The organism is Enterovirga sp. CN4-39 (genome assembly GCF_049446235.1).
GTDB lineage: Bacteria > Pseudomonadota > Alphaproteobacteria > Rhizobiales > Beijerinckiaceae > Enterovirga.
In genome coordinates, this window is the sequence record NZ_JBMSEF010000013.1 from 67458 (window position 1) to 81816 (window position 14359).

7 protein-coding genes are annotated in these 14359 nt (G+C 68.9%); 2 read left to right on the plus strand and 5 right to left on the minus strand.

All coding sequences use genetic code 11. The features are described from left to right. Positions 1–49: 49 nt before the first annotated feature. On the plus strand, positions 50–688 hold the full coding sequence (locus ACO2SS_RS19775) for a biotin transporter BioY (protein ID WP_423279496.1): 639 nt from the start codon (positions 50–52) through the stop codon (positions 686–688). Positions 689–691: 3 nt separating this feature from the next. Here ACO2SS_RS19775 and ACO2SS_RS19780 read toward each other — a convergent pair whose 3' ends face one another. Further along, the gene (locus tag ACO2SS_RS19780; protein ID WP_423279497.1) at positions 692–1285 is read right to left on the minus strand and encodes a DUF2939 domain-containing protein; all 594 of its coding nucleotides are present in this window, start codon (positions 1283–1285) and stop codon (positions 692–694) included. 200 nt (positions 1286–1485) lie between these two features. On the opposite strand from ACO2SS_RS19780, the gene ACO2SS_RS19785 reads away from it, so the two are divergent. Then, the gene (locus ACO2SS_RS19785) at positions 1486–2451 is read left to right on the plus strand and encodes a D-2-hydroxyacid dehydrogenase (protein ID WP_423279498.1); all 966 of its coding nucleotides are present in this window, start codon (positions 1486–1488) and stop codon (positions 2449–2451) included. A 264-nt stretch (positions 2452–2715) separates the two neighbouring features. On the opposite strand, the gene ACO2SS_RS19790 is transcribed toward ACO2SS_RS19785, so the two are convergent. Genes ACO2SS_RS19790 through ACO2SS_RS19805 form a run of 4 tightly spaced genes read right to left on the minus strand, consistent with a single transcriptional unit; the run spans position 2716 to position 14039 of the window. Further along, positions 2716–3840 carry a DegT/DnrJ/EryC1/StrS family aminotransferase gene (locus tag ACO2SS_RS19790; RefSeq protein WP_423279499.1) on the minus strand — a complete coding sequence of 375 codons (1125 nt, stop codon included), beginning with the start codon at positions 3838–3840 and terminating at the stop codon, positions 2716–2718. A gap of 37 nt (positions 3841–3877) precedes the next feature. Then, positions 3878–5233, minus strand: coding sequence for a nucleotide sugar dehydrogenase (locus ACO2SS_RS19795; RefSeq protein ID WP_423279500.1), 1356 nt, complete (start codon positions 5231–5233; stop codon positions 3878–3880). Further along, the gene (locus ACO2SS_RS19800) at positions 5233–6603 is read right to left on the minus strand and encodes an aminotransferase class I/II-fold pyridoxal phosphate-dependent enzyme (RefSeq protein WP_423279501.1); all 1371 of its coding nucleotides are present in this window, start codon (positions 6601–6603) and stop codon (positions 5233–5235) included. Before ACO2SS_RS19800 ends, ACO2SS_RS19795 begins: the two co-directional genes overlap by 1 nt. Then, entirely contained in the window at positions 6600–14039 is a 7440-nt protein-coding gene (locus tag ACO2SS_RS19805; RefSeq protein ID WP_423279502.1) for an SDR family NAD(P)-dependent oxidoreductase, read from the minus strand. The genes ACO2SS_RS19800 and ACO2SS_RS19805 overlap by 4 nt, the downstream gene beginning before the upstream one ends. Between the last annotated feature and the right edge of the window lie 320 nt (positions 14040–14359).

The window sequence follows — 14359 nt, forward strand, 5'->3', positions numbered from 1 at the left end:
ACAGGCTCGACACCACCGGCCACTCGGCCATTACACAGAGGTGACATACATGCCGGAGAGCGCATCTCCCGTCCAATCACGGCAGGCCGGGACGGCAGGCCTTCTTTGGCCCGCCGCGACGGGCAGCGCCGGGCTGGCCCGCGGCGTCCTGTTTGCCGTCGGCGGCGCTTGCCTCCTGACCCTGTCGGCAAAGATGCAGGTTCCTGGGCCGGTTCCGATGACGCTGCAGACGCTCGCCGTGATGGCGCTCGGCGCGGCCCTCGGAATGAGGCTCGCGATCGCGTCGGTGGTGCTCTACCTCGCCCAGGGCGCCTTCGGACTGCCCGTCTTCGCCAACACGCCCCCGATGGTGCCCGGCCTTGCCTATTTCCTCGGACCGACGGGCGGCTTCCTTCTCGGGTTCGTGGTTGCGGCCGGAATGGTCGGCTACGCGGCGGATCGCGGCCTCATGCGCCGGCCGATCGCCTTCGCGCTCGCGCTGACGGCCGCCAACGTCGCCATGATGGCAATCGGCGCAGCCTGGATCGCCCTGATCGCCCAGACGTCGTCCGGTATGGGCCTCGGCTTCGCCAAGGCGTGGGCCCTCGGCGTCCAGCCCTTCATGCTCGGCAACGCGATCAAGCTCGCGATCGCTGCCCTGGCGTTCCCGGCGATCTACCAGGCGTTCCTCCGCCTCGCCCGGCGCTGATGATCAGCGGCGGCTCCGCTCCTCGTAGAGCCGCACCGCTTCGTCCCGGAGGCGCTGGCGCGCCTCCGGCGACAGGTCCACGGCGACAAGGCGCCACCTCAGGCGGCTGAAGCGGAGCTGCAGTCGCGACTGCTGGTTCGGGTCCGCCTTGGACGCCAGCGAGAAATATACATTACGGAAGCCGCGCCATCTGGAGGCGCGGACAAGATCGATCACCGTCTGAAGCGCTCCGCGATCGAGGCGGATGCCGCGAGCGGATGATTCGGGGCCAGGCCGTCCGCTCGCCCCGATCTCGTCGAGCAACCTGATCACCCCTTCAGGCGTCACGATGCGCTCGAGCAGCGGCTCGGCCGCGAGCGCGAGCGTGCTGGCGGCAATGTTGGCGTCGGCTGATCCGGACCGCGAGCCCATGCCGGCTGCGGCAACCTGCCGGGTCAGCGACAGACGGAATGCGCGGAAATTCACCCGCTCGCTGATCGCCTGAACGTCCCGGGCGTCGATGGCCCTGGCGAGGCCGACCAGCGCCCAATAGGGCGACGCGACGTAGGCCGCCCAGAGCAGGACCAGCCCAATCGCGCTTCCAACGAACCAGCGCATCAGCCTCGTGTGTGTTTCGGCACCGACAGAGCCGCAACGGCGGCGCGGACGCACCAGCCAAAAGCCGATGACCCGATTCTCATAACGAGCGCGTGACCCGCGCTCAACCTATGGCGGCCCCCGGCCGGACGTGCTTGGTTCCCGGTCCCAGCCATACATGGGCAAGGCCGGGACAGAGCGACAAAGGAGGGGCAGCAGAGATGGCGGATACCGGAACGGCCGAGCGCGTGATCTGCTTCGCACACCCGGCCTACCAGCTCGTGCAGGCCTACGAGCCGCGGGCCGGCGACCGGGTGATCCAGGCCAAGAACGCTGACGAGTTGAAGGCCGCGCTCCCCGCGACGGACATTCTCGTCGCATCCTTCCTGTGGCGGAACGAGTATGCCGCGTTGGCTCCGCGGCTCCGCTTTATCCAGTCCATCAGCGCCGGGACCGACCAGTTCTCGCGCGAGGTGCTGAAGAGCCACGGCATCCGGCTCGCGAGCGCTCAGGGAGCCAACGAGCGCGTGGTCGCCGAGCATGCGATGGCGCTCATCCTCAGCCTGACCCGCCACCTCGGCCGAGCGCGGGACGACCAGCGCGAGCACCGCTGGCGCGGGATGATCGGCGATCCGGCCGAGCGCCAGCAGGAACTCGGCGGCAAGACGCTGGTGATCGTGGGGCTCGGGCGGATCGGGACCCGGTTGGCGAAGCTTGCGCGGGCCTTCGACCTGCACGTGATCGGCGTTCGGCGTAGCCCGCGCACGGCGGACGATATCGCGGACGAGGTGGTCTCGCCGGACCACCTGCTCGATGTGCTGCCGCGGGCCGACATCCTGGCGCTCACCTGCCCGCTCACGCCCGAGACGGAGCGCATGATCCGGGCCGAGCATTTCGCGGCCATGAATCCGAGCGCCTACCTTATCAACGTGGCGCGCGGGAAGGTGGTGGACGAGGATGCGCTGATCGACGCGCTGTCGGCGGGCCGGATCGCCGGGGCCGGGCTCGACTGCTTCGTCGAGGAGCCGCTTCCCGCGCAATCGCCACTCTGGGCCATGTCGAACGTCGTCGTGACGCCGCACAGCGCCGGCGAGACGAGCCGCTACGAGAAGAACGTCATCGAGATCTTCTCCGAGAACCTCGACAGACTGAGCCGCGGCGAGGAGTTGCGGAACGTCATCGTCTAAGAGGTAAGCTGCCCTTAACCATACCTGGGCGGAACGGGATCACGGCATCGCCTGATCATGGAAGCGCAGGATCACAGGACGGACCGGTTGCGGGCGGCAATCCCGTTCAGCCAGGCTGATACTGGGCCAGGCGGCGATCTCCGCGCTGGCCCGAGCAGGCCCTGCGCCAATCGGCCGGCAGGCCGGCCGATTGGCAGGTTGAGACCGGGTACGGATCTCTGTCCTTCACCCCGAAGCTGAGATATCTGCCTTAAGAGACTGATCTTACTTGGCGAGGGCTTCGCGGACGGCCGCGATGATGCCGTCCTGAACCTCCTCGTCCAGATAGGGGTGCATAGGCAGTGCAATGACCTCAGCCGAAACCTTATCCGACGCCGGCAACCCATTGCCCGCGCATGGATAATGGCGGTAGGCCGTCTGCCGGTGGACGGGCTTGGGGTAGTAGATGGCGGTCGGGATGCCGCGCTCCCGGAGAGCCGCGCCCAGCGCGTCGCGCCTCTCCGCCGAGACACGGATCGTGTACTGCGCCCAGGTCGAAACGATGCCTTCCTGGACGATCGGGGTGATCGCGACGTCCCCCAGACCCTCCGCATAGCGGGCGGCGATGTCGTTGCGGGTCACGATCTCCTCGTCGAAGATCTTCAGCTTCTCCAGGAGCACCGCCGCCTGGATTGTGTCGAGCCGCCCGTTCAGGCCGATGCGGACGTTGTCGTACTTGTCGACGCCCTGCCCGTGGTTCCGGATCGAGCGCAGGATGGCGGCGACCTCGTCATCGTTCGTGAAGATGGCGCCGCCGTCGCCATAGCAGCCGAGCGGCTTGGCCGGGAAGAAGCTGGTCGTCGTGGCGAGCCCGAAGGTTCCAAGCCGCCGGCCCTTGTAGCTGCCGCCGAAGCTCTGCGCGGTATCGCAGAGCACCCAGAGACCCTCGCGCTCGCAGATGGGCAGGATCGCGTCGTAATCCACCGCGGCGCCGAACAGGTCCACGGGTATCACGCCCACGGGGTTCAGCTTCAGCTCGCGAGCGGTGCGGATCGCGGCTTCGAGGCTCGCCGGATCCATGTTGAACGTGTCCTCGTGGATGTCGACGAAGACCGGCGTCGCGCCGAGCCAGGCGACGACCTCGGCGGTCGCCGCGAAGGTGAAGCTGGGGCAGAGAATCGCGTCGCCGGGCTTCACGCCCTTCGCCATCAGCACCATGGCGATGGCATCCGTTCCGTTGGCGCAGGAGACGACGTGGCGCGCGCCGCAGAAGGCAGACAGCTCGGCCTCGAGCTGCCCGACCTCGGGTCCCATGATGTACTGGCCGTGATTGACGACGCGCAGGATGGCGTCGTCGACGAGGTGGCCGAGCCGCCGGCGCTGGGCGCCAAGGTCGATGAAGGGAAGCATGTCAGGCCTTGATGTAGCGTGAGTTTTCCGCGGCGCCTCAGGCCTTCACGATGCCTGGCGCCGAGATCCCGAGGCGGCCGAAAACGTTGCGCGTATCGACGACGAGGCGCGCATGGCTCGCCACCAGCTTGTAGTCGACGGCGTCATGGTCCGTCACTACGAGGACGGCATCCTGCGCATGAATGGCGCAGGGGGAGAGGTCGAGCGAGCGCCGGCCGGTGAGTGTCGGGTGATCGCGTGTCGGCCTGATCTCCGGGATCCAAGGATCATGGTATCCGACGATCACACCCCGGGCCTCCAGGAGCTCCATGAGCCGCAGGCCGGGACTCTCGCGCTGGTCGTCCACGTTGCGCTTGTAGGCGACGCCCAGGAGCAGGACCTTCGCGCCGTTCAGCCCGCGGCCGCTCTGCCGGTCGAGCGCCGCTGCGAGCCGCTCGACGACGTAGCCGGGCATGGCCGAGTTCACCTCGCCGGCGAGCTCGATGAACCGCGTCGCGATCTCGTGCTCGCGGGCCTTCCAGGTCAGGTAGAAGGGGTCGATCGGGATGCAGTGCCCGCCGAGCCCCGGCCCGGGATAAAAGGGCATGAAGCCGAAGGGCTTCGACTTCGCGGCCTCGATCACCTCCCAGACGTCGATCCCCATCGCGGCGTAGACGACCTTCAGCTCGTTCACGAGCGCGATGTTGACCGAGCGGAAGATGTTCTCCGTGAGCTTCACGGCCTCGGCAGTCTCGGGAGACGAGACCGGAACCACCTGCACGACGATCTCGCCGTAGAGAGAGACCGCCATCGCCAGGGCATCCGAACCATCGCCGCCCACCACACGCGGGATCGCGGAGGTGCCGAACTCGGGATTTCCGGGATCCTCGCGCTCCGGCGAGTAGGCCAGGAAGAAATCCTGGCCGGAGCCCATTCCTCCCCGCTCCAGGATCGGGCGCATCACGTCGCGGGTCGTGCCGGGGTAGGTCGTGGATTCGAGGACGACGAGCTGGCCGGGCTTGAGGCGCGGGGCGATCGCTTCGGCCGTCCGCTCGATGAAGGTGAGGTCCGGCTCGCGGTGCTTGCCCAAGGGCGTGGGGACGCAGACCAGGATCGCGTCCACCTCCGCCAGGCGGTCGAAATCGGCCGTCGCGGCGAAGAGTCCGCGCCCGACGAGGCCGGCGATCGCCGCGGCCTCGACCTGCTTGATGTAGGAGCCGCCGGCATTGAGCAGCTCGACCTTTGCCGGATCGATATCGAACCCAACGACGCGAAAACCCTTCTCGGCTGCTGCGCGCGCGAGTGGCAGGCCGACATAGCCGAGCCCGATGATGCCGATGCGGGCGTCCCGGGATTGGACGCGAGCGATGAAGGCCTCGGCTGCCGGCGAGGCTGCGCCAGGCGGCCCGTCCATCAGCTGAAGGACTTGGCGAGGTTCTGCAGGACCTCGGTCGTCCCGGCGAGCCCGGCGATCTCCTCCGCGGTGACGCGGGCCGCTTCCTTGATCTGCTCCGGCGTATGCTCGGAGGTGATAAAGAAGCGGAGGCGCGCCAGCCGCTCCGGCACGGCCGGATGGAGGATGGGCATTACGTTGAAGCCGCGCTCCGAAAGCTTGTTCGAGAGCATCGCGGCCTTGAGGGACTCGCCCAGGATCACGGGCGCGATCGCGGTGCCGGCGGCCGTGCCGGTGTCCAGGCCATGCTCCCTGGCAACCTCGACGAAGAGCTTGCCGTTGCGGTGCAGGCGCTCCACGCGCTCGGGCTCCCGCAGCATGATCTCCAGCGCCTTGCGGGAGGCCGCGGCGACCGGCGGGGACAAACCGACGGAGAACACGAAGGCACCGACGCTGGTCTTGATGTACTCGACCAAGGCGGCCGATCCCGCGATGTAGCCGCCGGCGCCGGACAGGGTCTTGGAGAGCGTCCCCATCCAGATGTCGACCTCGCGCGGGTCGATGCCGGTCTCTTCCCAGATGCCGAGGCCGGACTTGCCGAGCACGCCGAGGGAATGCGCCTCGTCCATCATCAGCCAGGCGCCGAAGCGCTTCTTCAGGTCGACGAGCCGGGCAAGGTCGGGCCAGTCGCCGTCCATGCTATAGAGGCCCTCCGCCACGATCAGGACGCGGTGGTACTGCCGCCGGCTCGCGACCAGCAGCTTCTCCAGCGCGTCGAGATCGTTATGGGCGAAGGAGCGGCGCTGCGCGCCCGAGAGCTGCGCGCCGACGACGATCGAATTGTGGATCAGCTCGTCATGGACGATCAGGTCCTTCGGGCCGACGAGCTGGCCGATCACGCCGACATTGGTGGCGTGGCCGCTGACCAGGACGACGCAATCCTCGGCCTGGTAGACCTCCGCGAGGGCACGTTCCAGCTCGCGATGCACCGGCCGCTCGCCTGCCACGAGCCGGCTCGCGGATGCCGAGGTGCCGTAGCGCTCGATCGCCTCCTTAGCGGCGTCCTGGACTTCCGGATGTCCGTTCAGCCCGAGATAGTCGTAGGACGAGAAATTGGAGAGCGTGCGGTTGCCGATCAGCGTCTCGGCCCCGGCGCGCCGCTCGTGCGTGCGGAAGAACGGGTTCTCCAGCCCGATCATCGCCGCGAAGGTGCTCTGGGTCTGGAGCTCCTTGAACCCGGGCAGCGTGGTGAAATCGGTCGCGCCCTCGGGAGCGGCGATCGAGGCCGGCCCGACACGCGGCGCGGGGGCGCTCGCCCGCCGCCGGCTCACATGGGCGAAGAGGGCTTCTCGGTCTTCAGCCGAGAGGCCGCCACCCCTGTCCTCTGTCACTGCAGCAAGCCTCTCCGGGACTGTGCGTCCGCCTGAACGACTTCCAGTACCGGGGCAACCACGCTCATGTCGACCTCGGCGCCGGCATGACGGTCATAAAGGGCCTGCGTGACGCGCGCCTCGTCGTCCGGCGCGCCGGAATGAACGGAGGCGATGATGGTCTCGGCGAGACCGGGGACCGTCAGGGCCCCGACCGAGCCGCTTGGGGGCGAGCTCAGCTCGAACCGGTCCTGAAGGCCGGTCGCGAGTTCGATCGCCATCAGCGAATCGAGGCCGATCTCCGACAACCGCTTGCCGAGCGCGACGTCCTGCTTGGGGACGCGGAGCACGGTCGCGATCTCCTCGACGATGACCTCGATCACTTGCTTCCGGACCGTATCCGCCTCCTGCGAGCCGACGAGCGCCCGCAGGTCGATCGTCTTGCGGTCGCTCGACTCGATCGCGCCGCCCTCGCGGACCAGGGCCGCGAAGGTGGGCGAGGCGAGGGCCGGCAGGCGTCGCGCCGCCGACCAGTCGAGCGAGCCGACCGCCATCACGGCCTCGTTCACGTTTGCCGGATCGCGCGCGAGCGCTTGCGCCATCAGGTCCAGCGCCTCGCGAGCCGGCATCGCCTTCACGCCAACGCGCTTGGCCAGCGATTCGGCGAGCCCCTTCTGGCGGGCGAGGACGCCCACGTCGCCGATCGCGCCCCAGGCGAAGGCCGTCCCCGGAAGACCCGCCTGGCGGCGGCTGCGGGCGACGCCCTCCAGGTAGCCGTTGGCGGCCACATAGGCAGCCTGCCCCGGATTCCCGACAAAGGTCGTGATGGAAGAGAACAGGATGAAGTAGTCGAGCTTGTCCCCACGGGTCAGCCGATCGAGATGGCCGACGCCCGTGACCTTGGGCCGAAGGGTGCTGGCGAACTGCTCCTCGGTCATGTTCGCGATCAGGCTGTCCTCCAGCACCATCGCGGCGTGCATGATCCCGGCGAGCGGCGGCATCTCGGCCCGGATCTGCGTCAGGAGCGACTTCACGCTCGCCTCGTCCGCAACATCGCAGGCGACTGGGCGTACGTCGACGCCGCGATCACGCAGCTCGGCAACCACGGCCTGCGCCTCGGGGGTCGCGGCCCCGTTGCGGCCGGTTAGCACCAGATGCTTCACGCCGCGATCCGCCAGCCAGCGCGCCGTCTCCAGCCCGAAGCCGCCGAAGCCGCCGGTGAGAACGTGCGTGCGCTCGGGGTCGAAGCGGAAATCCGGTTCGCCCGACACGGCGACCGGCTCGGTCGGGGGGCGCAGCACGATCTTACCGATATGACCGGATTGCTGCATGAGCCGGAAGGCGTCGACCGTCTCGCCGGCGGGATAGACCCGGTAGGGCAGCGGCCTGAAGGCGCCCGCCTCGAACAGTTCGATGATCTCCCCGAAGATCTCCGAGGCGCGATCGCGGTCGGACAGGAGCTGGTCCACGTCCACGCCGAAATACGAGAGGTTGCGGCGGAACGGGCGCAGGCCGATCCGGGTATTGGCGACATAGTCGCGCTTGCCGAGCTCGATGAAGCGCCCGAACGGCTTCAGGACGCCGAGGCCCCGCTCCATCGCCTCGCCCGCCAGGCTGTTCAGCACGATGCCGACGCCGTCCGGGCAGATGTCGCGGATCTCGTCCGCGAAGGCCGAGGAGCGCGAGTTCAGGACATGCTCGACGCCGAGCGAGCGCAGCAGCTCGCGCTTCTCGCGGGAGCCGGCGGTCGCGATGATCTTGGCGCCGCGATGCTGCGCGATCTGCACGGCCGCGAGGCCCACGCCGCCTGCCGCGCCATGGATCAGCACCCACTCGTCCCGGCGCATGCCGGCAAGCGTGATCAGCGCGTAATAGGCGGTGAGGAAGGCGACCGGGATGGTCGCCGCCGCTTCGGTCTCGACCCCCTCGGGGATCTTCGCCACGACGTTCTGCGGCACGGCCGCGACCGTGGCGAAGGCCGATGGCGCGAAGGCGATGACGCGGTCGCCGGCCTTGAATCGGGTGACGCCCTCGCCGACGCGGATCACCGTGCCGGCGCATTCGAGCCCGAGGGTCGGGCCGGCGAAGCCGTCCTCGAGGATATCGTCCGGGAGGAGCGACATCGCCCACATCACGTCGCGGAAATTGAGACCGGTCGCCTCGACGGCGATCTCCACCTCGCCAGGAGCAGCGGAGGGACGGTCGATTCCGATCCAGGACAGGCCAGCGAGGCCGCCGGCGACGCCCCGTTCGAGCCGGGCCGCGCCGGCCGTCAGCCCGGAGCCGCCTTCAGGAAGCGCCTCCACGCGAAGGACGCGCACGCCATCGGCCGCGATCAGGAAGTCCGTCTCCGTCTGCTCTGCCGCCATCAGGCAGCGCATCGCCTCCGCGATCGCTTCGAGCGACAGTTCGGATGAAGCCGAGACCCGCCGGATGGCGATGTTCGGCGTTTCGTTCGCGAGCGTCCGCGCAAAGGAAAGGAGCGCGACCGTGACGGGATCCGCCAGCGCGGCTCCCGGAGCCGTCGAGGCCGACAGGATCCACAGCTCGGCCTTTTCCTGGGAGGCCGCCTCGGCGCAGGCCTTCAGCTCGAGGCAGAGCGCCTGGACGAGGTCCGCCTCCGTCCAGCCCTTCGCCGGAGGAGCAGGGTTGGCCACGAACAGCACGGTATCCGTGTTCGCGCCGCTCGCCGGGAGGGTTGCCCCCGGAAGGCGCAGGTCGACCTTGTGGCCATCCATCGCGAGGAGGGCGTCGAGGCTTGTGGGAAGGTCGGCGTCGGCACCAAGGGCCGTCGTTTCGATCCGAATGTTGCGCTCGGGAACGGCGGGAGCCGCATGCGCCCGCGGGGGCTCGGCGACGAGCAGGATCGCCGCCTCGCGCCCGAGCTCGATGGCGGTCGCCGTGACCTCGGCGAAGCCGCCGGCCTGGAGGGCGGCAGTCCAGCCCTCCTCGTTCTGGAGCGGGCTGACCGGGAACTCGGCCGACAGCGTGGTGTCGAACCAGCCCGAGTTCATGCCGAGCGTCAGGTCGCGGAAATGGGACGGAAGCGGCTCGATTGCGGCAAGGAGGCCGCCGGGCGCGATGGCCTCGCGCAGCTTGCCGAGGGCAGCCGGCCCGACCCGGTACAGCCGCTCCGCCGCAAGCGCGACATCGAAGGCTTCCTGCCCGAGTTCGTCGGCAGTCTCGACCAGTGCCAGGCCATGCCCACCGCCGAGGGCCAGGCGGGCCCGCTCGAGGCGGCGTGCGTCCGGCTCGAACACCGTCAGGCGGATCCTGTCCGCATCGGCGAGGTGCTTGAGCGCGTGAGAAAGCGGGCCGTAGCCGATCTGAAGGACGTTGCGGGCGCGACCGTCGAGATCGAAGAGCTTGGCCTCGTCTGCGAGCCTCTCCAAGACCTCGCTTGCGCCGCGCACGGAGACGCCGCCGAGTTCGAACCCGTCGATCGTGGCCGATGCCGGAGAGAGCGCCGACTCTGCGTCTAACTCGCCATTCTGGATCGTCGCGCCGATGGCGGAGGCGAGAAGCATCTCGGCCGAGCGGGCCGGGCTTTCGCCGACGACCGTGCGGAGCACGAGCGCCGGGTCCGGCAGCTTGGCGGCCTTCGCGAGCACCCAGCCGTCATCATTCGGGGTCGCCAGCCCGCTCAGCTCGAGCGAGTGGAGGATGGTAGCCAGCCAGGCCGCGGTCTCGGCCGGGAAGGAGGCAAGCTTTTCGCGTGTGATGGTCAGCGATGGGTCGATGAGCCGTGCGATCTCATAGGAAGCCGAGGTCGCCCAGCCCTCCAGGAGAAGCTGCTCCTGGCTCTCCTCGGCGACATCGCCGAGCGCGAGCCCGAGCCGGGAGGCGCCCTCGAGCAGGGCTTGGGTGTCGGTGCCGACCCCCTTGCGGCCGACGACCTTGCTGTCGCCGGGGACGGCGTTCATCAGCAGCGCCCGCTCGGCGAGCAGGGCGCCGCGCTGCACGCGCGCGGCCTGGAACCGGACCTCGCTCAGCGCGCCGATCGGCTGGCCGTCAGCGTCGAACAGGGTGAATTCGGAGAGGATCGAGCGCTCGCCGGCGCGGGTGATCTCGATCAGCGCCTTGGCGGGCAGGGCCCCCGAGCGCGCAAGCCGGATATGGCCGAACCGGACCGGGAGGTAGGCCGTCCCGCGGCGCTCGGCGCCGAGGCTGGAGAAGAGAGCGAACAGCCCGTGGAAGCAGGCGTCGAGCCGCGCCGGATCGAGCCGGTAGTCGCCATGGGCGGCGGAGGGCTCGAGCTCGACCACGATCGCCTTGTCGCCGACGCGGGTCACGGACTTCAGCAGGCGGAATTCGGGCCCGTAATGCAGGCCAACGGCCTCGGCGGCGGCATAGATCGCCTCGGGGCCGATCACCTCGCCCGCCTCGGCCGGGAGCGTCTTGCGGATCGGCTCCTCCTCGCCGCGCGTAGTGCGGGCAACGGCATGGAGCTGCCAGCCGGAGCGTGACAGGCGGGCGCGGCTGAGGATCTCGACCGTGTTGGTGTTCGGCGAAAGGCGCGCCTTGATCTCCTTGGCGCGCTCGCGCTCGAGCTGAAGCGGCACGGAGATGTCGATGTCGAGAACGGCTGCAGTCTCGGTCTCGAACCACTCCCTCGCCACGGAGAGCGCGATCTCGATGAAGGCGGCGGCCGGTAGGATGGGCTGCCCGCCGACGACATGGTCGCCGAGCTCCGGGACCTGGGTCGTGTCGAGCTGGCCGGTCCACTCGGTGCCGTCATGCGTGTTGCGGCCGCCGATCAGCCGGTGCCACCGCGTGTCGAGCGTGAAGCCGACAGCCTCGGGCGAAGCCTGGACGCGGAATTCCTTGCGTTGCCAGGCGTAGAGCGGCAGCGACACGGGCGAGGTCGGCTCCGGGCCGAAGAGCTTGGCGACGTCGATCGCGGCGCCCTTGACGAAGGCGTTGATCGCGGCCGGACGGATCGGGTCCGTATGCTCCGCCTCGTCCTTCTTCTCCAGCACGCCGAGCGCCGAGAAGGGCAGGGAGGTCGGCTCGAGCGTCTCGTTGATGTTGGAAAGCAGTACGCTCCGCGGCCCGATTTCCATGAAGATCCGGGCGCCGTTGCGCGCCGCGAGCTCGACTGCCGGCGCGAAGCGGACAGGCTCGCGCACATTGTGCCACCAGTATTCCGCGTCCAGCGTGGTTCCGTCCAGCACCTCGCCGGTGACGGTCGAGACGAAGGGAATCCTGGTCTCGGTGCCCCGCACACCCTCGAGGTCGCGGAGGAGCGGCTCCTGCACGCAGTCGATCAGGGCGCAGTGGAACGGGTAGTCGAGGTCGAGCTGGCGGTAGACCATCCGCCGCTTGCGGGCCGCCTGGCCGAGCTTCTTCAGCTCGTCGGTGGGGCCGGCGAGCGTGAAGGTGCGCGGCGAGTTGTAGGCCGCGATCTCCACGCCCTCGAACTCGGCGGCGATCGCCTGAACCTGCTCCAGGGCGCCGACGATCACGCCCATGCGGCCGGTGTCGCGCGCCAGTTCCTGGTGCGCGCTGCGGGCGTGGATGATGCGGACGGCGTCCTTGAGCGACACGGCGCCGGACACGGCGGCGGCCGCGATCTCGCCGACCGAATGGCCGAGCACGACGGACGGGGTGATGCCCTGGGCGGCCAGTGCCCGCGCGGTGGCGATCTGGATGGAGAAGATGAGCGGCTGGGCGACATGCGTCAGCGGAAGCCGCTGTTCGAGATCGCTCGCAAAGAGCGCCTCGGTCACCGACCAGCCGAACTGGCTGTCGAACAGCGAGTCGACCTCGTCCAGGCCCTCGCGGAAGTGGCGATTGGTGGCGTAGGCCGCGCGGCCCATGCCGGGCCACTGCCCGCCATTGCCGGAGAACACGAAGGCGACCGGTCCGTCCGTCTCCGTTACCGTGCCCCAGGCCGAACCGGGGACGTCCTCTTCCTTGTCCGCGATCCGCTCGAGCTTGCGGGCGAGGTCGCGGGGAGAGCGCCAGTCGACGACCATGCGCTCGCCCAGCAGCTCGCGCCGGTGGACGGCAGCGGCCGCGATCTCCTGCGCCTCGTCCAGCGTGGCGGAGGCCAGCCGGGCGGAATAGTCGCGCGCGAGGTCGAGCACGGCGGCGCGGCTCGCACCCGTGATCGCGAAGCGGTCGGTCCCGCCGGTGTACCGCTTCGCCCGGTCCGAGACCCGCGGCGCGTCGCTGATGATGGCGTGGGCGTTGGTGCCGCCGAAACCGAAGGAGTTGATGCCGGCGAAGCGGGGCTCGTCCGTCCGGGCGAGGCGGGTCGGCTCCGTGACGACCCGGAGGTTCAGCTCGTCGAACGGGATTTCGGGATTGGGCTCGCTGAAATGGATGGAGGGCGGCAGGAGGTCGTGCTCGAGCGCGAGCATCGCCTTCAGCATTCCGGCGAGCCCGGAGGCGGGCTCCAGGTGGCCGATATTGGTCTTGATGGAGCCGACCGGCAGCGGGGCAGGGCGGCCCTTGCCCAGCACCTCGCCGATGGTGAAGGCCTCGATCGGGTCGCCGACCCGGGTGCCGGTGCCGTGCGCTTCGACGAAGGCCATCTGCGCCGGCGAGATTCCGGATTCGCCATAGAGCTGCCGCAGCAGCTTGCCCTGCGAATAGCGGGACGGCAGGGCGATGCCGTTCGTCCGGCCGTCCGAGTTCACGCCCGAATTCGCGATCCGGGCATACATGCGCGTCTCGTCCTGCCGCGCGCGCTCGGCCGTCTGGAGAACCAGAACCACCGCGCCCTCGGCGCGCACATAGCCGTTCGCCTTGGCGTCGAAGGTCTGGCAGAGGCCGTCCGGAGACAGCATCGAGGCCTGCGAGAAGACGATGAACCCGAAGGGGCTCATCAGGAGGTTGATGCCGCCGACGATCGCCGTGTCAATGCGCCCGCTCTGAAGGGCCTGCATGGCCTCGTGCAGGGCGACGAGGGATGAGGAGCAGGCCGTGTCGACCGTGAAGCTCGGCCCCTGGAAGTCGAAGGCGTGCGAGATGCGGTTGGAGATGATGGAGATCGCGCCGCCCGTGGCCGTGTAGGCATCGCCGCCGGCCATGTCGGTGTTGCGGATGATCGTGTATTCGGGCGAGGACGCGCCGACGAAGACGCCGACGTCGCGGCCGGCAAGCTTCGAGCGCGGAAGGCCGGCATCCTCGATGGCCTCCCAGGTGAGCTCGAGCAGCAGCCGCTGCTGCGGGTCCATCTGCTCGGCCTCGCGGGGAGAGATCCCGAACACGGCGGGATCGAAACTCCAGAGATCGTCGAGGACGCCCGCGCGCCACGTATAGGCCTTGCCCGGCTCCTTCGGGCGCGGATGGCCGTGCTTCTCCTTCGACCAGCGATCGTCGGGAATCTCAGTGACCGAACAGCGGCCTTCGAGGAGATTCGCCCAGAGTTGCGCGACAGACGAAGCGCCGGGCAGACGGCAGGACCTGCCTACAACCACGACATCCTGGCGCTGCTCAGTCCTTCGCACTAACCGGACTCCGCATAGAGTTGTTCTTAACAGAAGCGCGTGTCTTAGACGCCCAGGGTAGCTGCTTCAACGGTTTGCCCCAAGCCGCGCGCCGCCATCCCAGCGTGTGGTACATAAAGCGCACAACTTAACGATCGTGCTCCTTCCCCAAGACATGCCCGACTTTCGGGCTGACCCTGGGAGCACTATTGCCCGCGAGCCAAAGCCGTCTCTGCCCTTTGCAAGAGGGCAATCGTTGTCCTGGAAGCAGCTACGCGGGAGGCGGCGGGGTTTACTGGACACCGGGAAAATTGCAAGTCGCGGCCTTGAAGGTCTCCCGG

Coding starts and splice junctions, on each gene's coding strand:
- ACO2SS_RS19775 (WP_423279496.1), top strand. CDS start 50: ATGCCGGAGAGCGCATCTCCCGTCCAATCACGGCAGGCCGGGACGGCA.
- ACO2SS_RS19780 (WP_423279497.1), bottom strand. CDS start 1,285: ATGCGCTGGTTCGTTGGAAGCGCGATTGGGCTGGTCCTGCTCTGGGCG.
- ACO2SS_RS19785 (WP_423279498.1), top strand. CDS start 1,486: ATGGCGGATACCGGAACGGCCGAGCGCGTGATCTGCTTCGCACACCCG.
- ACO2SS_RS19790 (WP_423279499.1), bottom strand. CDS start 3,840: ATGCTTCCCTTCATCGACCTTGGCGCCCAGCGCCGGCGGCTCGGCCAC.
- ACO2SS_RS19795 (WP_423279500.1), bottom strand. CDS start 5,233: ATGGACGGGCCGCCTGGCGCAGCCTCGCCGGCAGCCGAGGCCTTCATC.